The organism is Collimonas fungivorans Ter331, assembly GCF_000221045.1.
In the GTDB taxonomy this organism is placed as follows: domain Bacteria; phylum Pseudomonadota; class Gammaproteobacteria; order Burkholderiales; family Burkholderiaceae_D; genus Collimonas; species Collimonas fungivorans_A.
The window spans coordinates 4070786-4094399 of the sequence record NC_015856.1 but is presented as its reverse complement, the minus strand read 5'-3'; the positions used below and the strand labels follow the sequence as shown (position 1 = coordinate 4094399).

At 62.2% G+C, this 23614-nt stretch carries 21 protein-coding genes and 1 riboswitch; of the genes, 8 read left to right on the top strand and 13 right to left on the bottom strand.

Features of this window, described 5'->3' with window-relative positions:
• Positions 1-17: 17 nt before the first annotated feature.
• The 3 genes from CFU_RS18225 to CFU_RS18215 form a co-directional block, all read right to left on the bottom strand.
• Entirely contained in the window at positions 18-476 is a 459-nt protein-coding gene (locus CFU_RS18225; protein ID WP_014007480.1) for a hypothetical protein, read from the bottom strand.
• Positions 477-529: 53 nt separating this feature from the next.
• Positions 530-658 carry a hypothetical protein gene (locus CFU_RS25390; protein ID WP_041742347.1) on the bottom strand — a complete coding sequence of 43 codons (129 nt, stop codon included), beginning with the start codon at positions 656-658 and terminating at the stop codon, positions 530-532.
• Positions 659-821: 163 nt separating this feature from the next.
• Positions 822-2417: an MFS transporter gene (locus CFU_RS18215; protein ID WP_041743655.1), complete on the bottom strand. Its 1596-nt coding sequence runs from the start codon at positions 2415-2417 to the stop codon at positions 822-824.
• A gap of 233 nt (positions 2418-2650) precedes the next feature.
• On the opposite strand from CFU_RS18215, the gene CFU_RS18210 reads away from it, so the two are divergent.
• From CFU_RS18210 to CFU_RS18200, 3 genes are all read left to right on the top strand, one after another.
• Positions 2651-3661: a molecular chaperone DnaJ gene (locus CFU_RS18210; protein ID WP_014007478.1), complete on the top strand. Its 1011-nt coding sequence runs from the start codon at positions 2651-2653 to the stop codon at positions 3659-3661.
• Positions 3662-3814: 153 nt separating this feature from the next.
• Positions 3815-5200: a chloride channel protein gene (locus CFU_RS18205; RefSeq protein WP_014007476.1), complete on the top strand. Its 1386-nt coding sequence runs from the start codon at positions 3815-3817 to the stop codon at positions 5198-5200.
• Entirely contained in the window at positions 5197-5844 is a 648-nt protein-coding gene (locus CFU_RS18200; RefSeq protein ID WP_014007475.1) for a class I SAM-dependent methyltransferase, read from the top strand. Before CFU_RS18205 ends, CFU_RS18200 begins: the two co-directional genes overlap by 4 nt.
• A 1-nt stretch (position 5845) precedes the next feature.
• Here the strand turns inward: CFU_RS18200 and CFU_RS18195 are convergent, their stop codons facing one another.
• The 8 genes from CFU_RS18195 to CFU_RS18160 all read right to left on the bottom strand — a co-directional run bounded on the left by CFU_RS18195 (position 5846) and on the right by CFU_RS18160 (position 15082).
• Positions 5846-8044 (bottom strand): mechanosensitive ion channel family protein, encoded by a 2199-nt coding sequence (locus CFU_RS18195; RefSeq protein ID WP_238531339.1) that lies wholly within the window; start codon positions 8042-8044, stop codon positions 5846-5848.
• Positions 8045-8219: 175 nt separating this feature from the next.
• Complete coding sequence (gene denD / locus CFU_RS18190) at positions 8220-9194, bottom strand: D-erythronate dehydrogenase (RefSeq protein WP_014007473.1); 975 nt, start codon at positions 9192-9194, stop codon at positions 8220-8222.
• 31 nt (positions 9195-9225) lie between these two features.
• Positions 9226-10014, bottom strand: coding sequence for a 2-oxo-tetronate isomerase (gene otnI, locus CFU_RS18185; protein ID WP_014007472.1), 789 nt, complete (start codon positions 10012-10014; stop codon positions 9226-9228).
• Positions 10015-10064: 50 nt separating this feature from the next.
• The gene (locus CFU_RS18180; protein WP_014007471.1) at positions 10065-11387 is read right to left on the bottom strand and encodes an MFS transporter; all 1323 of its coding nucleotides are present in this window, start codon (positions 11385-11387) and stop codon (positions 10065-10067) included.
• Positions 11388-11456: 69 nt separating this feature from the next.
• Positions 11457-12131, bottom strand: a complete 675-nt coding sequence (locus tag CFU_RS18175; protein WP_014007470.1) for an aldolase — start codon at positions 12129-12131, stop codon at positions 11457-11459.
• Positions 12128-13420, bottom strand: a complete 1293-nt coding sequence (gene otnK, locus CFU_RS18170; protein ID WP_014007469.1) for a 3-oxo-tetronate kinase — start codon at positions 13418-13420, stop codon at positions 12128-12130. The genes CFU_RS18175 and otnK overlap by 4 nt, the downstream gene beginning before the upstream one ends.
• Before the next feature lie 3 nt (positions 13421-13423).
• Positions 13424-14317: an L-threonate dehydrogenase gene (gene ltnD / locus CFU_RS18165; RefSeq protein ID WP_014007468.1), complete on the bottom strand. Its 894-nt coding sequence runs from the start codon at positions 14315-14317 to the stop codon at positions 13424-13426.
• A 12-nt stretch (positions 14318-14329) separates the two neighbouring features.
• Positions 14330-15082, bottom strand: coding sequence for a FadR/GntR family transcriptional regulator (locus tag CFU_RS18160; protein ID WP_014007467.1), 753 nt, complete (start codon positions 15080-15082; stop codon positions 14330-14332).
• A 310-nt stretch (positions 15083-15392) separates the two neighbouring features.
• Here CFU_RS18160 and CFU_RS18155 point away from each other — a divergent pair, with 310 nt between their 5' ends.
• From CFU_RS18155 to CFU_RS18135, 5 genes are all read left to right on the top strand, one after another.
• Positions 15393-16529 (top strand): ABC transporter substrate-binding protein, encoded by a 1137-nt coding sequence (locus CFU_RS18155; RefSeq protein WP_238531494.1) that lies wholly within the window; start codon positions 15393-15395, stop codon positions 16527-16529.
• Between the two features lie 25 nt (positions 16530-16554).
• Positions 16555-17727: an HPP family protein gene (locus CFU_RS18150; protein WP_014007465.1), complete on the top strand. Its 1173-nt coding sequence runs from the start codon at positions 16555-16557 to the stop codon at positions 17725-17727.
• Between the two features lie 43 nt (positions 17728-17770).
• Positions 17771-18004, top strand: a riboswitch (cobalamin riboswitch).
• A 95-nt stretch (positions 18005-18099) separates the two neighbouring features.
• Positions 18100-19977 (top strand): TonB-dependent receptor plug domain-containing protein, encoded by a 1878-nt coding sequence (locus CFU_RS18145; RefSeq protein ID WP_014007464.1) that lies wholly within the window; start codon positions 18100-18102, stop codon positions 19975-19977.
• A gap of 40 nt (positions 19978-20017) precedes the next feature.
• Positions 20018-21004, top strand: coding sequence for a FecCD family ABC transporter permease (locus CFU_RS18140; RefSeq protein WP_014007463.1), 987 nt, complete (start codon positions 20018-20020; stop codon positions 21002-21004).
• Positions 21001-21804: an ABC transporter ATP-binding protein gene (locus CFU_RS18135; protein WP_041742342.1), complete on the top strand. Its 804-nt coding sequence runs from the start codon at positions 21001-21003 to the stop codon at positions 21802-21804. Before CFU_RS18140 ends, CFU_RS18135 begins: the two co-directional genes overlap by 4 nt.
• Positions 21805-21818: 14 nt before the next feature.
• Here the strand turns inward: CFU_RS18135 and CFU_RS18130 are convergent, their stop codons facing one another.
• Together CFU_RS18130 and panC are read right to left on the bottom strand one after the other, a co-directional pair.
• Positions 21819-22733 carry a cobalamin-binding protein gene (locus tag CFU_RS18130; protein ID WP_014007461.1) on the bottom strand — a complete coding sequence of 305 codons (915 nt, stop codon included), beginning with the start codon at positions 22731-22733 and terminating at the stop codon, positions 21819-21821.
• A gap of 14 nt (positions 22734-22747) precedes the next feature.
• On the bottom strand, positions 22748-23587 hold the full coding sequence (gene panC / locus CFU_RS18125) for a pantoate--beta-alanine ligase (protein ID WP_014007460.1): 840 nt from the start codon (positions 23585-23587) through the stop codon (positions 22748-22750).
• Positions 23588-23614: the final 27 nt, after the last annotated feature.

Sequence of the window (23614 nt, the reverse complement as noted above, 5' to 3'; positions counted from 1 at the left end):
TCTGACCCTAATTAACACTAATAGCCGGCGTCGCGCATGGCATCTTCAGTCGCATGCTTGGCCATCTCGATGCGATGCATGGCGTGCTGCTGCAGGCCGAATACGCGGGGATCGTCTTCACGCTGTGCAACATCGCTGCGCGCGCGTTCCAGCGCCTCTACCGCATCATGCAGGCGGCCGCGGCGGTCCGGACGGGCGTCCGGGCGTTCTTCCCGATAGACATCCTTGCCGACATCGGCGCCGAGCTGGGTAATCTCGCGCGTGGCGGCGTCGATCTCGGACAGGGCGATCTGCTCGTTGCGTCCCATGGCCCAGTTGTCGCCCGGGCGATGCTCAATCAGCCAGTGAGCTACGTGCAAATCCGCCAGTGCGTGCAGATAGGCGCCGTGATGGCCGGGTTCGTCGGCGTGCGCGGCAAGCGGCAGCAGCGCTGGCGCCAGCAGCAAGGGGAGGACGAGTTTGTGGATCAGTTTCATAAAGGCTCCGTATTTATTTTTGTATGGAAATATATTCGACAGGAATTCAGCTCTTAGTAACGGTCATAAGGATGGTAGTAATGCGGGCGGTAATAACCGGGACCGATCGGCGCCACGATACAGCCGCTGAGCAAGGTGCTGAGGATGGTGCCAAGCACCAGTGAGGCGATGAGCTTTTTCATGATGTGCGTCCTGAGTGAAGTGAGTTGCCAGGACTTCAGGATGCCATCGGCGGGCTGATACAAGTGCTTCGAGACGGTGTGAGATGTAACGCTTTGTGTACCGGCGTTCAAGCCAGAGCTGCAGACCGGGCGGGATTGCCGCAAGCACGGCCTGCCTGCTTGCTTACTCCGTGACTGCACCTGCTTCGGGTTTGACATGCAAAGTAATGAGCGGCACTTTGCTCACCAGCCACAACGCGATCACGGTGACCACGACCGCCAGCCCGACTCCCATGTGTATCGATCCGATCAACGCCTCGCGCGCCGCTTCCAGCAACAGCTGGCCTTGATGGCCGGCGGCTGCCAGCTGCGCCAGCACCGTGGCCTGGGTCTCGTGGCTGATCAGGATCTGTGGGTCGGCGAAACTGCCAAACCAGCTGTCCGCCTTGTCCTGCGCCAGCGCCTGGCGCACGCTGCCGGCGTACATGTGATTGATCAAGGTGCCGATGATGGCGGTGCCGAGCATGCTGCCTATCATGCGCAGCGATTGCATCAGTGCGGTGGCGATGCCGAGGTGTTCGCGGCCGGCTTCCTGCTGGATGAAGATGGTCAGGTTCGGCAAGATGAAACCGAGGCCGAGGCCGCCAATCAGCATGAACGCAGCGATCACGCTGTGCGAAGTCCAGCGGTTCGAGATCACCACGCCGAGGCAGGACAGCGCCAGCAAGGTAAAGCCTATGTAGAGCATCACGTTCGGATTCTTGATCTTGGTGATGATGCGGCCGTTGGAAATGCTGCCGACCATGATGCAAGCCACCAGCGGCGTGATCAGCAGGCCGGCTTCCTGCGGCGACAGGCCGAAACCGCCCTGGTACAGCAGCGGCGCGTAGAACATCAGCGAAAACATGGAGAACCCGCTCAGCACCGACAGCAGGAACAGGATCGACAGCCTGGGGTCGACCAGCAAATCAAACGGCAGGATGGGCTGCGGCGTGTAGTGTTCCCATTTCCAAAGTGCAACGAAAGCCACGATGCTGGCGAGCAGCAGGCCCAGCATGCCTAACGACAGACCGTGTTTGGGCAGCATCTCGACGAACAATTGCAGGCATCCCAGCGAAGCCGTGATCAGCAGGGCGCCTGGCCAGTCGAGGCGGATCTTGGCGTCAGGATGGGTGTGGCGCAGATGCGGCAGGTATTTGTAGACGAAGAACAGCGACAGCACGCCGACCGGCAGGTTGACATAGAACACCCAGCGCCAGCCCCAGTATTGCGTCAGGAATCCGCCCAGCGAAGGTCCCACCGCAGTGGCGATGCCGAACGCCGTGCTCATCATCACTTGCCAGCGCAGGCGCACGTGGGCGCCGGGGAACAGGTCGGGGATGCAGGCAAACGCGGTGCCCACCAGCATGCCGCCGCCTATGCCCTGCAAGCCACGGGCAATCACCAGCCACAGCATGCTGTCGGCCATGCCGCACAAGATTGAGGCGGTAGTGAACAGCAGGATGGAGACCAGCACGAAGGGCTTGCGGCCGTAAAAGTCGCCGAGCCGGCCGAAAATCGGCACGGTGATCACCGAGGTCAGCAGGTAAGAGGTCGCCACCCAGGCGTACAGCTCAAAACCTTTTAATTCGGCAACAATGGTCGGCAAGGCGGTGCCGACCACGGTCGAATCCAGCGCCACCAGCATCACCACGAAGGCGATGCCTAGCATGGCAAGCAATGATTCACGGAAGGGCAGTACCTGGTCGCTTGAATGCGCGGAGGCAGAATGGATGGCCATATGATTGTTTATCGGCGGAGTCGCCGGTTGGTGGAACAGGGCATGGAAATCTGTGTGATTGCTGTAGGCACAGCGGAACGGAGCAAAATACGGATAGATACTTATTACGAAGACAAGATCATACGCCCCTTGGCCGGTTTCTGCTGCGCGCCGCCAGAGCCAACTTATAATCACGCCGCCGCGCTCCATTTTTCATCTGAAGCATCACACACCGATCCGCAATAAAGCAAGCGATGAAAAAAACAGAAAACAAGGCGCTCAACGTCGTCGAACAGCATGGGCAAGCGAGCCTGTCGCCAGGCCAGAAAATCTTCAATGCGCTGCTCAGGAAGCTGGAGACCGAACGCCAGCTGCTGGCGGCATGGCAGGAAACGATTCCCTTGCACCAGCAGTACTATGCCAATCAGTACCAGCCGCTGATGCGCAGCTACCACGCGCTGCTGGCGCAGCTGGTGCGCCTGCTGGACAATGCCTATTCGGCGAAAGGCTTGAGCCGGCACGATCAGGAAAAAATCAGCCACATCATCTGTTCCGTCGGCGCCGCCATCATCGGCGACAGCGATGCCGCGGATCTGAAACGGATCTACCGGATGCATGGCGGCGCCGATGTCGATGCGGCGGAAGAGCAGCAGGAGGACTTTGCGGAATCCGGGCAGGAGCCAGATAGCGGCCTCCATGCGTCGGCTGAACACCAACGTGAACATGCGCGCGCTGCAAAACGAAAAAAATCGGCCAAGGCTGCCGCCAGGGAAGCCAAACAGCAGGAAGAGCTGCACAAGGCCAGCCAGTCAGTGCGTGAAGTCTATCGCAAGCTGGCCAGCGCCCTGCATCCCGACCGCGAGCTGGATCCGCTGGAACACGCGCGCAAGACCGCGCTGATGCAAAGGGTGAATATCGCCTATGACAAGAAAGATCTGCTCGGCTTGCTGGAACTGCAGCTGGAAATCGAGCAGATCGACCAGAGCCGCATCAATTCCCTGTCGGAACGGCAGCTGCAGCACTACAGCAAGGTGCTGAGCGAACAGTCGGCAGAACTGCGCGACGAGATTGCCGGCATGGAGGCGGAGTTCCGGATGCGCTTCAACTTGGGCTTGCAAGAGGCCATGTCGCCGCTGCTGGCGATGCGGCATCTGAAAAGCGCGGCCAAGGGCATCCAGCAAAACATCCATGTGCTCAAGAATGACTTGCTGGCGTTTGAAGACATCAAAAACATCAAGGCCTGGCTCAAAAGCTATCACATCTAGAGCGCCTGTCTCTCTGGAGCGGCATGCTTCAATCGGGACGGTAAATTGTGTTTTTATCATGTGCCGACAGGGCCGGCCTGCCGCGCCGGCGCCGGATTGATCGACATGCGGATGGCCAATTTGGCGGGAATTACGCATGGATAATTTATAATCATGTCTTTGCGCCCAATTCCCATGAATCCGCTGCCCCCCAGTTTTTCCGACCAGACCCTGCGCCAAGTGCGGCGCGCCTGGCGCAAATACGGCATTTTATGGCTGGGCGCAGTGCTGGTGGGCTTGATTGCAGTGCTCTACGCCTGGCTGATGGATGTCGGATTCGGCATGTTCCGCTCCATGCAGCAGTCGCACTTCTGGCTGCCGCTGTTTGTCACGCCGGCGATCGGCGCCTTGTGCGTGTGGGCCACGCGCCGCTATTTCCCCGGTTCCGAAGGCAGCGGCATTCCGCAAGTGATCGCGACGCTGGAAGAAGACACCAGCAAGCGCGGCGCATCGCTGCTGTCGCTGAAGATATTGGCAGGCAAGATCGGCATTTCCTTTGTCGGCATCCTGGGCGGTTTCACCATCGGCCGCGAAGGCCCTACGGTACAGGTCGGCGCCGCCCTGATGTTCAACCTGCGGCGCCTCTATCCGCGCGCCAGCGCAGCATTGGAGCGGCGTTTGATACTGGCGGGGGCGGCGGCCGGTTTGTCGGCGGCCTTTAACACGCCGCTGGCCGGGATCGTGTTTGCGATCGAGGAACTGACGCGCAGTTTTGAACATCGCGCCAGCGGGGTCGTCATTACGGTGATCATTTTTGCCGGCGCGGTGGCGCTGGGCTTGAACGGCAACTACACCTATTTCGGCACGATACAGATCGATAGCGCATTGACCAACATGGTGGCGCTGGCGGTGCTGGTGACCGGCATCCTGACCGGCGTCGCCGGCGGCATGTTCGGCTGGCTGCTGTTGAATACCAAGCGCTGGATCCCGGCCCGGATCCAGCATTTGCGCAGCACCCGCCCGATCGCTTTCGGCGCGCTGTGCGGCTTGCTGGTGGCGGTGATCGGCGTGATTGCCGGCGGCGCTACCTTCGGCAGCGGTTATGTCGAGGCCAAGGGTGTGCTGGAAGGGCAGCAGCACCTGTCGGTGTTTTATCCCTTCCTGAAAATGGCGTCGATGGTGTCGTCCTACCTGCCCGGCATCCCCGGCGGGATTTTTGCACCGTCGCTGTCGATAGGCGCCGGTTTCGGCAACCTGCTGCACCAAGTGTTCAGCCACACCTCGCTGCCGATGCTGATTGCGCTGGCGATGGTGGGTTACCTGGCGGCGGTCACGCAGTCGCCGATCACCGCGTTCGTGATCGTGATGGAAATGATCAACGGCCATGCGCTGGTGATCTCCCTGATGGCGACGGCCCTGATCGCCAGCCGGGTGTCGCGGCTGTTTGTGCCGCCGCTGTACGATGCGCTGTCAGAGCGCTACCGGGTTGCTGCCGATGCAGCGCTCGTCAATTTGGAAAAAACAGAAGTCAGGCAATTAGAAAACGAGTCGGGAAAATGATTAATACAGATATGGTGGCTTATTACGCCAAACGTGCTTCGACCTACGAAGAGATTTACCAGCGCCCGGAGCGCCAGGATGAGCTGCTGACCCTGCAGGTGCGGGTGCAGGAACTGATGGAAGGCCACGACGTGCTGGAGCTGGCTTGCGGCACCGGGTTCTGGACTGAACAGATCGCCGCTTCGGCAAAATCGGTCTACGCCACCGATATCAACCCGGAAATGATTGCGCTGGCAAACGCCAAGCAGCTGCCGGCCGGCAAGGCGACTTTCGCGCTGGCCGACATCAACACCTTCCAGCCGGAGCGGCCCTTCACCGCCTGCTTCCTGGGATTCTGGTGGTCGCATGTGGGACGCCAGGACCAGGTGCGTTTCATCGCGCAGCTGCGCGAGAAGCTGGGCAAGGACATTTTGCTGGTGATGATAGACAACGGCTACGTTGAAGAACAGAGCACGCCGATCGCCCGCACCGATGCCGAAGGCAACACCTACCAGTTCCGCACCTTGCCCAACGGCGAACGCTACGAAGTCATGAAGAACTTCCCGACCGACAGCGGCTTGCGCAAGAAGCTGGCGCCGATCACGCGCGAGCTGCGCATCCTGCGGCTGGAATACTACTGGCTGCTGAGCTGCCGCATCAAATAAGCTAGCTCTTGGCGCTGGCAGGCGCCGGCGGCGCAGAGTCGGGCGGCGCCGCAGCAGTGGCAGCGTCCGCTGCCGCCAGCGGGAAATTCGCCCATTCGGTGGCGAAGTGCACCTTCGGCTCGTCATCCACCTTTTTCTTGATGCGCAGGTTGAAGCCGCGCATGACTTCGCTCTGGGTTTGCGGCTTGGTGCGGATGCCGGCCAGCAGCGCCACGCCGTTCAAGTCGAAACCATTGACCCCGTAGATCTCGATAGGCTGCAGCAGCAGCCGCCGCAGGCGCCGGTCTTCCAGCATCTCTGCGCCGGTTTCGCGCATCAGGCGCAGCGCCTGGTCGACGTCCGAATCGTGGGTGATGCTCAGCTTGAGCGACGCATAAGTGTATTCGCGCGAATCGTTCTTGATCGCTGTGATCTGTGAAAACGGCACGCTGTGCACCGAGCCGTTGCCGTCGCGCAGGCGCACCGTGCGGATGGTCAGGTTTTCCACCGTGCCGGCATGGCCGTTGCCGACGTCGACCCAGTCGCCGACCGACATCGAATCTTCCATCAGGATGAAAACGCCGGTGATCAGGTCTTTCACCAGCGATTGCGAACCGAAGCCGAACGCCAGCCCGACCACCCCGGCTGAGGCCAGCAGCGGCGTGACGTTGATGCCGAGGTTGGCCAGCGTGGTGATGATCGTGATGGTCAGGATCAGCAGCATCAGCGCATTGCGCAGCAGCGGCAGGATGGTGCGCATGCGGGTGCTCGGGTTCTTGCGCGCGTAACGGCTGTTGCGGGTCGGGTTGATGGATTCCTGGATGAAGGTGTCGAGCAGGATCCAGACCAGCCAGGCCACCACCAGCGTGAGGCCGATTTTGCCTAGCGCCGAGACGATCATCTTGCCGATCAGGGTAGCGTTGGCGAATTCCAGCAGCGAGTGTTCCCAGATCCTGGTCAGCAATTCGAAAAAACCAATCCACAACGCCAGCTGCAGCAGGCTGAAGCCGACGTTGCTGAGGCGCAGGATGTAAGGAGATGGGCGCCGTGTCGCCACGGTAGTCGCCTTGCGGGCGCGTATGCGCTGCAGCAGCGCGCCGATGAAAAACATGGCGATCAGCAATGCGGCGCTGGCCAGCGCATGATTGAGCGCCGAATTGTTGCTCGACAAATCGAGGATGGTGGCGACGCTGACGGTGATGCTCAGCAGCAGTATCGGGATGTACCAGAAGGCGGCGACCACTTCCAGCGTTTCCATGCGTGCCGGATGTTCGCGCCGCACCGCCAGCGGCCGGTTGCGGATGATGTGCGCCACCGGGCGCCGGAACAGCAGGGCGAACACGCCGCCCAGTATCGCCGCCACCAGGCTGGCCAGGGTCGCCGCCACGCCGGCCAGGTGGACGCCGATGATCTGGTTCACCTGTGGATTGTCCAGGGCGTCGCCGAGCCAGCCGGCGCAGCCGATCACATACAGCAGCTTGAAGCCGCGCTGGTACAGGATATGCACCGCGACCATGCGGTGGCCGCCGTGCGATAGCGAAAAAATGATGGCGCAGATGGCCTGGAACAGGCGCGCGCCGACCAGGGTGTATAGCAGCACGGTGGCCAGGGTGCGTCCCAGCGATTGTCCGTGTGCGCTATCCAGGCTGACAGTCACCGAGATTTCCACCACCAGCGCCAGCAGTATCGGCGCGATGTGGCGCCATATATACAGCAGCAATTCCTTCATGCTGGGATCGGGCGACAGCGTGGTCTCGACCTTGAAGCGCCGCTGCAGCCACTTGCCGAGATAGTACAGGGCAATCGCGACCGCGCCGAACAGGGCCAGCATGGCGAGGAAGCTGCCCAGCGCCTGCCATCCGGTTTCCGATTTCTGCCGCTGCAGGATGGTCGACAGGTCTCCCCAGGCCAGGGAAAATTGCTGGTTCCAGAATTTTTCCGGCGTCACCACCTGCTGCAGGTGTGCCTGGAAAGCGTCGAGGCTGTTGGAAATCAGGCCGATGAAACCTTTTTGCTCGGGCGAAGCCTTGCTGTTCTGCTGCTCCGCCTGGATCAGCGTGGCTACCAGGCTGCCGGTGCCGGGATTGCTTTGCAGGACCTTGGACAGCGAGTCCAGCGGAGAGGAGGCAGCGGACGCCGGCGCGCTGGTGCTGCTGGCCGCTGCTGCGGCGGAATGGGCCGGAGCGCTGTTTGCCAGCAGCAAGCAAAGCAGCAGGCCCATTAACAGGTCCATTCGCAGGCGTGCTACGGACTGAAAGGTGCTGGTCTTCATGTCGGCTTGGCAAAAGTCATAAAGTGATGATCTTACCGCACCGAGGCAGCCTGCTTCACTACAGAAAATCGGATTGTTGCATGTCAAAAAAACATCAATGCTTTCATGGGCCTGCGTCCAAGGCTTATGCCGCCGGCAAATCGTCTTCGATATAGGCGCGGACAATGTCGTCGAAATCGGCGTCGGCGACAAAACCCAGCACGTTTGCACGGGTGGTGTCCCAGGCCCCGGGCCAGCTGGAAATGATCCGGTCTATGGCCGGATCATGGGCCCACTCGACCCGTGCCGCGACCGGTTTGCCGGCGACCCGTTCCAGCGCCGCGACCATTTCCGCCACCGTGACCGAGATGCCGGGCAGATTGACAGTGCGGCTCTGGCCCAGCGCATCGGCGGCCAGCGAATAGCCGTGGATCAGCGCTGCGATGACCTTGCGCGGCGACAGCAGCCACAAACGTACGTCCGGCGCCACCGGACAGATGGCGGGCTGGCCGTTGAGCGGCTCGCGGATGATGCCGCTGGCGAAAGACGATGCGGCCTGGTTGGGTTTGCCGGGACGCACGCTGATGGTCGGCAGGCGCAACACGCGGCCGTCGACGAATCCCTTGCGGCTGTAGTCGTTGAGCAGCAGTTCGGCGATCGCCTTTTGCGTGCCGTATGACGATTGCGGATTGAGTGCGGTGTGGTCTTGCACCACGGCCGGCAGCGCGCCGCCGAACACGGCGACCGAGCTGGTGAAAATCACGCGCGGCACATTGGCGCAGGCGCGGCAGCATTCCAGCAGCAGGCGCGATGCATCCAGGTTGATGCGCATGCCGAGGTCGAAATCGGCTTCGGCCTGGCCGCTGACAATCGCCGCCAGGTGAAACACCGCCGCCGTCTGCGGCGTGATCACGCGTTCCAGCAAAGCGGGGTCGGTGATGTCGCCGATGACTTGCTCGAGCCGCGCGTCGTCGAAGCCGGCGGCGGCGACGTCGACCAGGGTGATCTTGCTGATGGCTTGCAGCTGGCCGTTGCGGTCCGGCAGGCTGCCCTGTTTGAGCAGGCTGCGCGCCAGGCGCTGGCCGAGGAAACCGGCGCCGCCGGTGATGACTACTTGCATGACAATTCCTTGTTGAACGTTCGAAGCTTGTTTATAACCATGGCTTGAGCCAGCCCAGGCCGTCGGAAGTGGCGGCGCGCGGCCGGTATTCGCAACCGACCCAGCCTTGGTAGCCGAGGGTGTCGATCAGTTCGAACAGATATGGATAATTGATTTCGCCGATATCGGGTTCATGCCGCTCCGGCACACCGGCGATCTGGATATGGCCGATGCCGGCCTGCGGCCGCACCATGTCGCGCTTGAGCTTGACCGCCAGGTCGCCTTCGACGATCTGGCAGTGGTAGAGATCGAACTGCACTTGCAGGTTGGACGCGCCGACCTCGGCGCAGATCGCCTGCGCGTCGTCCTGGCGGTTCAGGAAGAAGCCGGGGATATCGCGCGTATTGATCGGTTCGATCACGATCGTGACGCCGAGCGCGGCAGCTTGTGCGGCCGCATAGGCCAGGTTTTCCAGGTACACGGCGCGATGGCGGGCGCGGTCCTGCTGCGGCTGGATCAGGCCGGCCATGACATGCAATTTTTTATTGCCGAGCGCTTGCGTATATTCCAAGGCCGTGGCGATGCTGCGTTTGAATTCATCTTCGCGTCCGGGCAAGGAAGCAATGCCGCGCTCGCCGGCCGCCCAGTCTCCCGGAGGGGCATTGAACAGCGCCTGCGTCAGGCCATTGTCCCGTAGCCGGGCTTGCAGCTCGGCGGCGGCATGCTCGTACGGGAACAGGAATTCGACACCCTTGAAGCCATCCCTGGCCGCAGCCGGGAAGCGCTCAAGGAAAGCGTGCTCGTTGTACATCATGGTGAGGTTGGCGGCAAAACGTGGCATTGCATGGCTCCTGAAAATTCGTCCTGAAAATTTATCCCGAAAATACGTTGTCAGCGGTTGACCATCTTGGGCGGCGTGCGCAAGATCGCAATCGAACCTAGCACCAGCATGCCGGCCAGCATGAACATGCCGGTCTGGTTACTGTGCGTCGTATCCTTCAGCCAGCCGACCAGGAACGGGCTGACGAAACCGGCCAGGTTGCCGACTGAGTTGATCACCGCGATGCCGGCCGCGGCGCCGGTGCCGGACAGGAAGGCGGTCGGCAGCGACCAGAACAGCGGCGAGCAGGTCAGCACGCCCATGGCGGCCAGCGACAGGAAGGCGATTGCAATCACGGTAGTGTCGGCGGCAATCGCGGATACCACAAAACCGACGGCGCCCAGCAAGGCCGGCACGATCAGATGCCAGCGCCGTTCGCGCATGCGGTCGGAGCGGCGGCCGATGAGGATCATGGCGAACACCGCGCAGACAAAAGGAATGGCGCTGATCAGGCCGATCTTCAAATCGCCGACGACGCCGGAAGCCTTGACCAGGGTCGGCAGCCAGAACGTCAGGCCGTACTGGCCCATGACGATGCAGAAGTAGATCAGGCACATGTGCCAGATGCGGATGTCCTTGAACACGGCAGCGGTCGACTTCGGGCTTTGCTTGTCTTTCTGGTCGGCGCGGATTTCCGCTTCCAGGAAGTCCTTCTCCGCTTCCGTCAGCCACTTGGCCTTGCGGATGCTGTTGTCCATCACGAAAAACACGGCAATGCCGACCAGGATCGCCGGTATCGCTTCGATCATGAACATCCATTGCCAGCCGTGCCAGCCGCTGGAGCCGTGGAACGATTGCATGATCCAGCCGGACAGCGGATTGCCGAAAATGCCGGATACCGGGATCGCCGCCATGAAGGTGGCCACCACCTTGGCTCGGCGATGCGAAGGAAACCAGTAAGTCAGGTACAGGATGATGCCGGGATAAAAACCGGCCTCGGCCAAGCCCAGCAGGAAGCGCAGGACGTAGAACTGTGTCGGCGTCTGGACCCAGGCGAAACAGGCCGACAAGATGCCCCAGGTAATCATGATGCGGGCGATCCACAGCTTGGCGCCGACCCGGTTCATGATCAGGTTGCTGGGCAGTTCGAACAGGAAGTAGCCAAGGAAAAATATGCCGGCGCCGAGGCCGAAGATGGTTTCGCTGAAACCCAGGTCTTGCGACATCTGCAGCTTGGCGAAGCCGACGTTGACGCGGTCCAGGTAGGCCACCACGTAGCACAGCATGATGAACGGTACAAAGCGCCAGAATACTTTCTTGTACAGGTTTTCGGCTTGTTCAGCCGGCAGGCTTGCAGTTGCCTGCGCGCCTTTGTTCGTGATTGTTGCTGACATCTTGTCTCCACCAGTTTGATTTTTAAAGGCCGGACGTTTCTATTTTTTTTTGAACTTATTTGACAACGTTTACCAGCGCGCTCCAAATACCCGATACAACTCGTCCAGCGCCTCTGTGCTCAGCGGCTCCGGTTTATCCTTTACCATCAGCCACAGGCGCGCCGTTTCTTCCAGTTCCTCCAGCGCGTATGCGGCTTGCGAAACGCTTTCATGCCACACCACCGGCCCCAGCCGTTCCAGCAATACGCCGCGCACGGCAGCGGCCAGCAACCGGACCTGTTCCGCCACCTGCGGATCGCCGGGGCGGCGGTAAGGGATCAGGGGAATGCGCCCGACCTTCATCACCTGGTACGGCGTGATCGGCGGCAGCACCGCGCTGTCATGCCAGACGCCGGCCAGGCTCAGCGCCACCAGGCTGGTCGAATGGGTATGCACCACGGCTTGCATCAGCGGGTTGTTGTCGTAGACTGCGCGATGCAAGGCCAGAGTCTTCGACGGCTTGTCGCCGCTGAGCCACTGGCCATTGAGGTCGACCTTGGCGATCTGCGCCGGCGCCAGCCTGCCGAGGCAGGCGTCGGTCGGTGTGATCAGCCAGCCGTCGTCGAGGCGGGCGCTGATGTTGCCTGCCGCACCGACCGTGTAACCGCGCTGGTACAGGCTGGCGCCGGTCTCGCAGATTTCTTCGCGCAGCGCCTGCTCCTTGAGCGTGGCGCTGCCGCCGGCCTGGGTTTTTTGAGTGCTCATAGTCGCGTTTCGCCCAAGTGCCGGAGCGCCTTTTCAAAAAAATCGATGCTGCCGAAATTGCCGGATTTCAGTGCCAGCGCCAAAGGCGTGGTCCCGATCGATGCTGTCGCCGGCACGCCGGGATCGATTTGTGCGCCTATGCGCAAAGCGCGCACGCCGAGCGCCTTGACCACCGCGCCGGAAGTTTCGCCGCCGGCAATCACGAAGCGCCGCACGCCGCTTTCCAGCAAGGCTGCGGCGATATCGGCCAGCGCCTGTTCGATCAGCAAACCGGCGCGCTCGACGCCGAGCTCGGCCTGTACCTGTTTCACCTGTTCCGGTGTAGTGGTGGCGTAGATCAGCGCCGGCTGCCTCTCCAGATGCTGGCGGGCGAAGGCCAATGCCTGCGCGACTACCGGTTCGCCGCTAGCCAGCGCCAGCGGATCGATGCGGAATGCCGGGCGCTTCTCCATCCAGGCTTTTACCTGGGCGTTGGTGGCTTTCGATGCGCTGCCGGCCAGGACCATCGATAAACCTTCTACCGCCGGCAGTTCACCGGCTGCCGCGCCTTGTTGCGGATCGAGCAGCCCGGTGCGCACGAAGTTGCCGGGCAGGCCGAGCGCGATGCCGGAGCCGCCGGTGACCAACGGCAAATCGGCGCAGGCAGCGCCGATGGCGTACAGGTCCTGGTTTTCCAGGGCGTCGACAATCGCCATCCGTACCCCTTGCCGGCGCAGCACGTCGATTCCGGCGCGGATCTGTTCGGCGCCCTGGGACACTGCCGGATAGCCGATCAGGCCCACTTTGGAAGCAGTCTGCTGCTGCAGCACGCGCACCAGGTTCGGATCGGTCATCGGCGTCAAGGGATGGTTCTGCATTCCCGATTCGCTGAGCAGCTGGTCCTGGATGAACAGATGGCCGCGATACAGGGTGCGTCCGGTTTCCGGGAACACCGGGCAGGCGATCGTGAAATCGCTGCCCAGGGCTTGCAGCAGGGCGTCGGTCACCGGGCCGATATTGCCTTGCGGGGTGGAGTCGAAGGTCGAGCAGTATTTGAAAAAGAACTGGCGGCAGCCTTGTTGCCGCAGCCAGCTGAGCGCAGCCAGGGAGTCGGCTACCGCTTCTGCGGCAGGCGCCGTGCGCGACTTGAGCGCCACCACGATGACGTCGACATCCTGCGGCGCGCTGTCCGGTACGCCGATGGTCTGCACGGTGCGCATGCCTTCGCGCACTAGCATGTTGGCGAGGTCGGTGGCGCCGGTGAAATCATCGGCGATGCAGCCGAGCAGGGGAGTTGTCTGTGCCGGCATGGTTTACTCCCGCGCAGTCGGCAATTGAATGCCGGGGAAAATCTTGATCACGGCGGCGTCGTCCTCTGCTCCATGGCCGGCGGTGGACGCCATCATGAACATCTGGTGCGCGGCGGCCGACAGCGGCAGCGGAAATTTGCTAGTCCGCGCGGTGTCCAGCACCAGTCCCAGGTCCTTGACGAAAATATCGACTGCCGACAGCGGTGTGTAATCGGCTTTCAGGATATGCGGCACGCGGTTTTCAAACATCCACGAATTGCCGGCGCTGTTGGTGATCACCTCATACAGGGAGTCGGCGTCGACTCCTTCGCGCAGTCCCAGCGCCATCGCTTCCGCCGCGGCAGCGATATGCACGCCGGCCAACAGCTGGTTGATAATCTTGACCTTGGAACCCATGCCGTGCGCTTCGCCCAGCCGGTACACCTTGCCGGCGATTGCCGACAGCACCGCTTCGCCCTTGGCGTAAGCCGCGGCCGGGCCGGAAGTCATCATCGTCATTTCGCCGGAAGCGGCGCGCGCGGCGCCGCCTGACAGCGGCGCATCGAGGAACAGCAATTCAAGTGCGGCCAGCCGCTCACCGAGCTTGGCCGCATATTCCGGCGCCACGGTGGCGCTGGCGATCACCAGGCTGCCGGGTTGCATGGTGGCCGCGGCGCCTTGTTCGCCGAACAGCACCTGCTCGGTTTGCGCGGCATTGACCACTACCGTGATCACCACTTCGCACAAGGCGCCCAGTTCAGCCGGATTGCCGCAGACGATGCCGCCTTCTCCTGCGAACTGCTGCAATACTTCCTGCCGCACATCGCAAGCATGCGTGCGCAAGCCTGCGCGTAGCAAAGAACGGGCGACGCCCAAGCCCATGGCCCCAAGGCCGATTACACCTACGTTGATAGTCATTGTCGATCCTGATTAGCGGGTTTTTATGTTGTTCTTGGGTTTCTGTGCAGCCTTGGTGTCGGCAGCGCCCTGCGCCAGGCGGCGCGCCGCATTGAACATATGGTTTTGCGCCGCATTGCGCGCAGCCAGCGCATCGCCGGCAGCGATGGCGGCAGCGATGGCAGCGTGTTCTTCGTAGACCTGGCGCATGAAGTCGTCGCGCCGCGCTTCGTTGCTGCGGGTGACGGCGGTAGCGGCTTCCAGGTACTGGCTGAGGAAGGCCAGCGTCTGCAGCAGGAAGGGATTGCCGGTGGCTTCGGCGATGCTGCGGTGGAACATGACATCGGCCAGCACGCCGTCGCCGCCGGCATCGACATCGGCGGCGATGCCTTTCAATGCGGTTTCTATCGCTTTCAGCTGGCGCGGCGTGCGGCGGGTGGCGGCCAGCGCCGCGACTTCGGCGTCGATGGCGCGCCGCAGTTCGACGATCTGCAGCACGGCGTCGGCCGACGAAGCCTGGTCGAACTGGATGCGCAACGGCCGCAGATGGCCTTGCTGGCTGACGTACACGCCGCTGCCCTGGCGCGGCTCGACCGCGCCTTCATTCTTCAGACGGGAAATCGCTTCGCGCACCACGGTGCGGCTGACGCCGAACTGTTCCGACAGCACCGGTTCGGTCGGCAGCTTGGCGCCCGGACCGAATTCGCCGGTCTGTATCTTTTTCAGCAGTTCCTGGGCCACGGTATCGCTCAGGGAAGTCCGGTTGGGATTCAGCTTATTGAACATTGTGTCTCTTCCAACAGCGTGTTTTTATCGTAAAGTGACCATATCATCATACGAATTTTTGGAAAAATCAAGATTTGTTTCAAGGCCATTCCATCCGTATTTGTTGTTTCATGACGGGTATTGTCAATCTTGCTAACAATATGGTTCTTGCCCTGGGTCAAGGAATCGCCCGGCCATGATGACTAAGATCACAGTGATGCAAAACTGCCAGTTGTCACATTCCAGTAGAATCCTGTCCTTGTGGAAATCTCCCCGTGTCATGCCATCAGGATGGATATATTCGATGAACAGAACCGCAAGCGCTTATCTGATGTTATCTGCCGTTTCCTTGTCCATGTGGAGTGCTTCGGCCTCGGCGCAAATCCGGATTGGCGTGGATATCGCCGTCACCGGCCCCGCCGCCGCGATCGGTGCGCCGACCAAAAACGCCATTCTGCTGTGGCCGAAGGAAATCGCTGGGCAGAAAGTCGAGTACATCATCCTGGATGACGCTTCCGATCCGACCAATGCGGTGCGCAACGCGCGCAAGCTGGTCAGCGAGGAAAAAGTAGACCTGATCGTCGGCCCCAACACCACGCCGGCGGCGCTGGCCATGCTGGATGTGGCGGCCGCGGCGGAAACGCCGCTGGTGGCGCTGGCGGCCTCGGCCTCCATCGTCGAGCCGCAGGACGCCAAGCGCGCCTGGGTATTCAAGCTGCCGCAGAACGATTCGCACATGGCGACCATCCTGACCCAGCACATGGCCGACAACGGCATCAAGACGGTAGGGTTCATCGGTTTTGCCGACGCTTACGGCGACAGCTGGTGGCGCGAATTCTCGCGCCTGGCCGAGCTGCGCAAAATCAAGGTGGTGGCCAGCGAGCGCTACAACCGCAACGACACCAGCGTCACCGGACAGATCCTCAAGATCATGTCGGCGCAGCCGGACGCGGTGCTGATCGCCGGCTCGGCGACGCCGGCGGTACTGCCGCAAAAGACCCTGGTCGAGCGCGGCTATAAGGGCCGCATTTACCAGACCCATGGCATCGCCACCGCGGATTTCCTGAAAGTCGGCGGCAAGGATGTCGAAGGCACGTTCTTCCCGACCGGGCCGGCGGTGGTGGCCAAGCAGCTGCCGGCCTCGAATCCGGTCAGGAAGACCGCGCTCGAGTTTACCCGCCGTTATGAAGCGGCTTACGGCGCCGACACCATGACGCAATTCGCCGCCGACGCCTGGGGCGCTTACATGCTGATCGCGAATGCCGTGCCGCAGGCGCTGAAATCGGGGCAGCCGGGGACCAGGCAATTTCGCGCGGCGCTGCGCAGCGCGCTGGAAAACACCCATGACCTGACCATCCCGCAAGGCGTGGTCAACATGAATGCCAAGGACCATGTCGGGCTGGACCAGCGTTCGCGCGTGATGGGGCGGATCGTCAACAATAAATTTACCTACGCATATGGCGGCTAGGCTGTAAAAAAGAAAGTAAAAAAAGATGGATCAAATAAGGTTGTGGCTGAGCGGTTTCATCCCGGGGCCGATGATGGTCAACAGCACCGAGCGCTTGCGCGCCTGCTGCGGCGCCTTGCTGGGGATCTTGCTGACCGGCCTGGTGAGCCACTGGGCGCTGGGGCCGACGGCGGCGCTGCCTTTGCTGATTGCGCCGATGGGCGCTTCCGCCGTGCTGCTGTTCGGCGTGCCGGCCAGCCCGCTGGCGCAGCCGTGGTCCATCATCGGCGGCAACCTGGTGGCGGCGGTGATCGGCGTCGCTTGCGCGCGCTGGATTCCGGATCCTTTGTTTGCCACTTCGATTGCGGTGTCGGCCGCAATCGGCGCCATGTTTGCTCTGCGCTGCCTGCATCCGCCCAGCGGCGCGGTAGCGCTGACCGCGGTGCTGGGCGGGCCGGCGGTGACCGGGCTGGGATTCCATTTCGTGCTGGCGCCGGTGCTGCTCAATTCTGTTTTGCTGCTGCTGGTGGCTCTGCTGTTCAATAACGCCACGCGCCGCCGTTATCCGCATGTGGCCCATGCCGATCCTGGCAAACTGCACCAGACCAAGGATCAGCCCAGCGGCCGGCGCGTCGGTTTCACGCAGGCAGACCTGGACTATGTCTTGCAGCAATACAACCAGGTGCTGGATGTCAGCCGCGACGACCTGGAAAACCTGATCCTGCAAACCGAGCTGCATGCCTACCAGCGCCGTTTCGGCGCGATCACCTGCGCCGACATCATGTCGCGCGATGTCGTCAGCGTCGAGTACGGCACTTCGCTGGAAGACGCCTGGGCGCTGTTGCTGAAGCATCGTATCAAGGCGCTGCCGGTCATCAATTCGGCGCGGCGCCTGATCGGCATCATCACCCAGACCGATTTTATGCGGCAGGCGAACCTGCAAGTGTATACCGGCTTCGACCAGAAACTGAAGCAGTTCATCCGGCGCACCACCAGTACCCACTCTGACAAGCCGGAAGTGGTCGGCCAGATCATGACCAGCGCCGTGCAGAGCGCCGAGGCCGACGCCCATATCGTCGAGCTGGTGCAGCCCTTGTCCGATTCCGGCATACACCATATCCCGATCGTCGACGGCCAGCGGCGCCTGGTTGGCATGGTCACGCAGTCCGACATGGTGGCGGCGCTGTATCGCGGGAATGCGAATTTAACCACACCCTGACGCCGTTCCGGCATGCGGCAATTGCCGCAAACCGGCGCGGGCCGTACAATGGCGGGGTTTTGGTGCACGCGGACATGTCCATGTCCGCAGTTAAACGGGAAACACGATGCTCGGCAAGATCGCTAGCCAACGTGTGCTGCCCCCGCAACGGTAAAACAAGCGTCGCTGTATATAGTCACCAGCGACAGAGCGTGTCTCACACCACTGTGCGTTTGCATGGGAAGGTTATGCGCCTGGACTTGTTAGCCCGGATACCGGCCAAAGCAGGTGGAGTAAAAAATAAAACCTGTAAAGGGCTTATTTGCTACTACCGTTAAACCGGGCTTGCGGGGAGGCAGGCTGGGGACTTCTATCGTAACCTCGTAACCAACCATGACCTCATCTTTATCACGCCGCTGCGGCGCGACCTTGAAGCCGCTTGCGCTTGCTTCAGCCATTCTTTCTACTACTGTCGCATTGGCGCAGACTACCCAGGAGCAGCCGCTGGTGCCAGTGGTGGTGACCGCGGCGCGGATCGAGCAGCCGCAAACCGACGCCTTGCCGCACACCACGGTCATCAGCGCCGAAGACATCCGCAATTCGCAGGCGCCGGACCTGCCGGCATTGCTGCAACGCGAAGCCGGACTGCAGATTACCCGTGTCGGCGGCCCCGGCCAGCAGGCTTCGCTGTTCATGCGCGGCGCCAACTCTTCGGAAACCCTGATCATGATCGACGGCGTGCCGATCCGGCGCCAGGCTTCGTTCGGCCTGCCGGCGCTGGAAAACATCCTGCCGGACCAGATCGACCACATCGAGATCGTGCGCGGCAACGTCTCGGCGATCTACGGTTCCGGCGCCATCGGCGGCGTGGTGCAGATATTCACCAAGCGCGGCAACGGCGCGCCGGCGTTCAACGCATCGGTCGAAGCCGGTTCGCGCGGCACATACGAGGGTAACGTCGGCGTCAGCGGCAAGAGCGGCGACACGCGTTACGCCTTGTCGCTGACCCGCTTCAAGACCAACGGCTTTTCGGCGCAGAATCCCTTGCAGAACCCGAACGTCAATCCCGATCGCAATGGCGACGGCAATACCAGCGTCTCCGGTTCGGTCTCGCAGGAATGGCGCGCCGGCAATGAAGTCGGCGTCCGCATTTACGCCAACGATGCCAAATACACCTACGACGATGCCTACGGCACGCCGACCGACCAGAACAACGGCCATTCGAAGAGCCAGTCGCTGGCGCTGTTCAGCAAGAACCGCTTCACCCAGGACTGGACTTCGACCCTGACCCTGTCGCAAAACATCAACCGCGACAATCTCGACGGCGAGGGCGCCTTCGGCAACAGCAGCAATGCCTACAAGAGCACCCAGAACCTGCTGCAATGGGCCAATGAACTGCGTTTGTCGCCACTGTGGACAGCCACTGCGGGCGTCGATGCCGGCCGCGAAAAGGCCGACGTCAGTTCGAACAGCAGCTTCGGCAATTCCAGCAACAGCTTTTCGCGCTCGACCTCCAGCGTATATGCCGGCGCGCTCGGCAAGATCGGCCCGCACCAGTTGCAGCTGAACCTGCGCCATGACGATGTCGGCGGTTCAGGTTCCGACAACACCGGTTACCTGGGTTACGGTTTCGCCCTGACCGACAGCGTCAAGCTGATCGCCAATGCATCGACCGCATTCAATGCGCCGACCCCGGTGCAGCTGTACCAGCCGATTTACGGCAACCCCGACCTCAAGGCCGAACGTTCGAAGTCGTATGAACTGGGCGTGCAGTACGCCGCCGGCGACACCTTGCTGCGGGCGACGCTGTTCGATACCCGTACCCGCGACCAGTTCGGCTACGATCCGCTGACATCGCAAACGATCAATATCGCCCGCGCCAAGAACCAGGGACTGGAACTGAGCGCCAGCACCGTGCTGGCTGCAATCGACTGGCGCGCCAGCCTGACCTTGCAGAATCCGAAGGACGAGAGCAGCAACCAGATCCTGGCGCGCCGCGCCAAGACCCTCGGTTCCCTGGGCGCAGCGAAGAGCTTCGGCGCCTGGCGTCTCGGTGCCGATGTGCAATACACCGACAGCCGCACCGACATTCCCGGCAATCCGCGGCTGGGAACATATTGGCTGACCAACGCCAATGCGCGCTACCAGCTGAACAAGCAGCTGTCGCTGTTCGGCCGTATCGACAACCTGTTCAACCGCGACTACCAGACCGCTTATGGCTATAACCAGCCGTCACGGGGTCTGTTTGTTGGTGTAAATTGGCAGCAGTAAGCAAATAACCGGCCGACCAACCAGTGAATCGTTCACGCCATTGACCAGTATTACCACCTTACGCCGCGCCCTCGCCATCCTCTGCTGCCTGGCAGTTTTCGCAGCGTTGGCGCTGGCGCTCGCGGTTTCTTGCGGCAGCAGTGGTTGCGGGCTGGCGGTCGACCAGGTTTACCTGTCCTTGCGCTTGCCGCGTGCGCTGACTGCGTTTGTGGTGGGCGGCTTGCTGGCCCTGGCTGGGGCATTGATGCAAGTATTGTTGCGCAATCCCCTGGCCGATCCTTATGTGCTGGGTTTGTCCGGCGGTTCCGCCGCCGGCGCCTTGTCGGCCTTGCTTGTAGCCAGCCGTTTCGGGTTCATGGGCGATGCTGCCGCTGCATTGGGCGCAGCGGTCGGGGCCGGGCTGGCGGTACTTTTATTGTTCGGCCTGGCGCGCCAGGCCTTGCGTCGTCTGCCCGATGTCGGCCAGCACAGCGGCCACCGCCTGATACTGACCGGAGTGATGATCGCCGCCGGCTTCGGTGCGATCGTGACGCTGGTGCTGACGCTGGCGCCTGACGGCGAGCTGCGCGGCATGCTGTTCTGGCTGATGGGCGACCTGGAAGATGGCCGCCTGTTGCTGCCGGCGGCAGTGCTGCTGTTACTGATTCTGATCTGGAGTATTTTTAACGCGCGCCAGCTGAACCTGCTGGCGCGCGGCGAAGGTTTTGCGCAGTTGCTGGGAGTACCGGTATTGCGCCTGCGTTTGCTGACCTTGTGTGCGGCTTCGCTGGCGACCGCGGCTGCAGTCACCGTGGCCGGCACGATCGGTTTTATCGGCCTGGTGGTGCCGCATGCGATACGCCTGCTGGTCGGCAACGACCAGCGCATATTGCTGCCTGCCAGCGTGCTGACGGGCGGCGCGGCGCTGGCGCTGGCCGACCTGGCGGCGCGCACCGCGGTGGCGCCTACCCAGTTGCCGGTGGGAGTAATCACGGCGCTGGTCGGGGTGCCGGTGTTCCTGTGGCTGCTGGCCAGGAGCCGTTCATGAACGTCGCCCCATTGCTGAGCGCCGAACAGCTGAGTGTAAGCGTCGGTCATAAAACCTTGTGCAGCGGATTGGACTGGCAAGTCGCGCCGGGCCAGTTCTGGTGCGTGCTGGGCCGCAACGGCATCGGCAAGACCACTTTATTGCATACCTTGGCCGGCTTGCGGCGGCCGGCCGGCGGCAGGGTGCTGATCGAAGGCCGCGACATACAAACTATTTCAGCCCAGCAACTGGCGCGCTTGCGCGGCTTGCTGGCGCAGCAGCAGGCCGATGCGTTTTCCAGCAGCGTGCTGGCGGCGGTGGTGGCCGGGCGCCATCCCTACCAGTTCGGTTTCGGTTGGGACATGGAGGACGACCGCGCGCTGGCGTTGCAGGCGCTGGAGCAGGTCAGGATGGCGGCTTTCAGCGCACACGACGTGATGCGCCTGTCGGGCGGCGAGCGGCAACGGGTGGGGTTGGCGACCTTGCTGGTGCAAGACCCGCTGTTGTTCATGCTGGACGAGCCGACCGCGCACCAGGACGCCGCGGCGCAGATCGTGGTGATGGCGCTGCTGCAAAAGATAGCAAATGAGATAGCAGATGCGCTGCCGCCGCAAAAAGCGGTGATCGCAGCCTGTCACGACATCAACCTGGTGGCGCGCTACGCCAGCCATGTGCTGCTGCTGGGCGACGGCCAGGTGTGGCAAGGCACTGCCGGCAGCGTGCTGCAGCCGGAAATCCTGCAGGCCGCATTCGGCTGTTCGTTCGAAGTGGTGGAAAACGGTGCGCGGCGCTTGTTCATGCCGGTCGCCAGCGTATCTTAAGAGATTAGAACAAATCAGCGGCGCCGGCTGCGCGCCAGGTCCAGCTTCTGGCACAGCTCGGCGGCGCCATCCAGTATGCGCGGCCCGGGGCGGCTCATCCAGTTCGGCGTCAGGGTAAACAGGTTATCGGCGGCGATTGCCGTCAGTTTGGGAAAGCGCCGCCAGCCGGCGCTGGGCGAACTGCCGCCGTCGGCAGCGAAGATCACTTCCGGATCGGCTTGCAGCACGGCTTCGGTGCTGACGGTGGGCGCCAGCTGCGGCAGTTTGCCGAACACGTTTTCACCGCCGCACAGGGCGATCACGCTCGACACCATGTGGCTATCGTTGAGCGTCATCAACGGCTTTTTCCAGATCTGGTAGAACACCCGCACCGGCGGCCGCTGGCGGTAGGTGGCGTCGAGCTGCGCCAGGCGCGTCTTGAAGGCGTCCGCCGCCGCGGCGCCGCTGTCTTCCGTGCCGGCCAGCTGCGACAGCCTCAGCAGCGACGCAGCGATGGCTTCCAGCTGACGCGGTTCGCTTTCGAACACCGGGATGCCGATGGCGCGCAGCCTGGCGATCTGGCTGGCGGAATTGCCGCTGCTCCAGGCCACCACCAGGTCCGGCTTGAGGGCGACGATCCGTTCGATATCGAGCGCGCTGCTGCTGCCCATCGAGGTTATCTGCTTGGCCTCGGGCGGGTAGTCGCTATAGTCGCTGACGCCGACCACATAAGCGCCGGCGCCGGCTGCAAACAGCAGCTCGGTGGCATGCGGCGCCAGGCTGACGATGCGATGTGCGGGGTGATGCAGCACGACTGCATGTTGCGTATCGTCGCGCACGGCGATGGCTTGCGCGGACGCAGCCGAGGCCAGCGACAGCGCCACTGCCGCCGCTGCCATCATTACCGCAGGCCAGCTGCGCGGTGGTTTGTTGCGGTCGGGCCGCTGCACGTTCAGGTCCGGATTCAGATTTCGAGATTGTCGATCAGGCGCGTGCCGCCCAGCTTGGCGGCGGCCAGCACCACCAGCTTTTCGCCTTGCGCCAGGTCGCCGGCGGCCGGCGCCTGCAGGTCGCAGCGCTTGCGGATCGAAATGTAGTCCGGCAGCCAGCCGCGGCCGCGCAGCTGCGCCATCGCTTGTTTTTCCAGCTCGAAAATGTCGAGGTGGCCGGCGCGTACTTCATCGGCGACCTGGTTGAGGGTCTTGAACAGCGCCGGCGCTTCCGCCCGTTCTTCCGTGGACAAGTACATATTGCGCGAGGACAGCGCCAGGCCGTCGTCGGCGCGCCAGGTTTCGGCGGCGATGATTTCCGTCGGCAGGGCGAACTGCTTGGCCATGTTGCGCACTATCATCAGTTGCTGGTAATCCTTCTTGCCGAATACCGCAACGCGCGGCTGGACGCAGGAAAACAGTTTCAGCACGACCGTCGTGACGCCGGTAAAGAAGCCGGGGCGGAATTCGCCTTCCAGCGTATTGCCGAGGTCGTCAGGCGGCCGCACGCGGAATTCCTGCGGTTCCGGATACAAGTCTTTTTCGGTCGGCGCGAACAACACGTAGACGCCTTCCTTTTCCAGTTTCTCGACGTCGGCGGCGAAGGTGCGCGGATATTTGTCGAAATCCTCGTTAGGGCCGAACTGCAGGCGGTTGACGAAGATCGAGGCGACGATAGGATCGCCGTGTTTTTTCGCCAGCCGCATCAGCGACAGGTGGCCTTCATGCAGGTTGCCCATGGTCGGCACGAAGGCGGTGCGCAGTTGGCCGCGCAGTTGGTCGCGTAGCTCTTCAATCGAGGAAATGATTTTCATGTGTAAATCGAGGGTGAGTTATTTGGT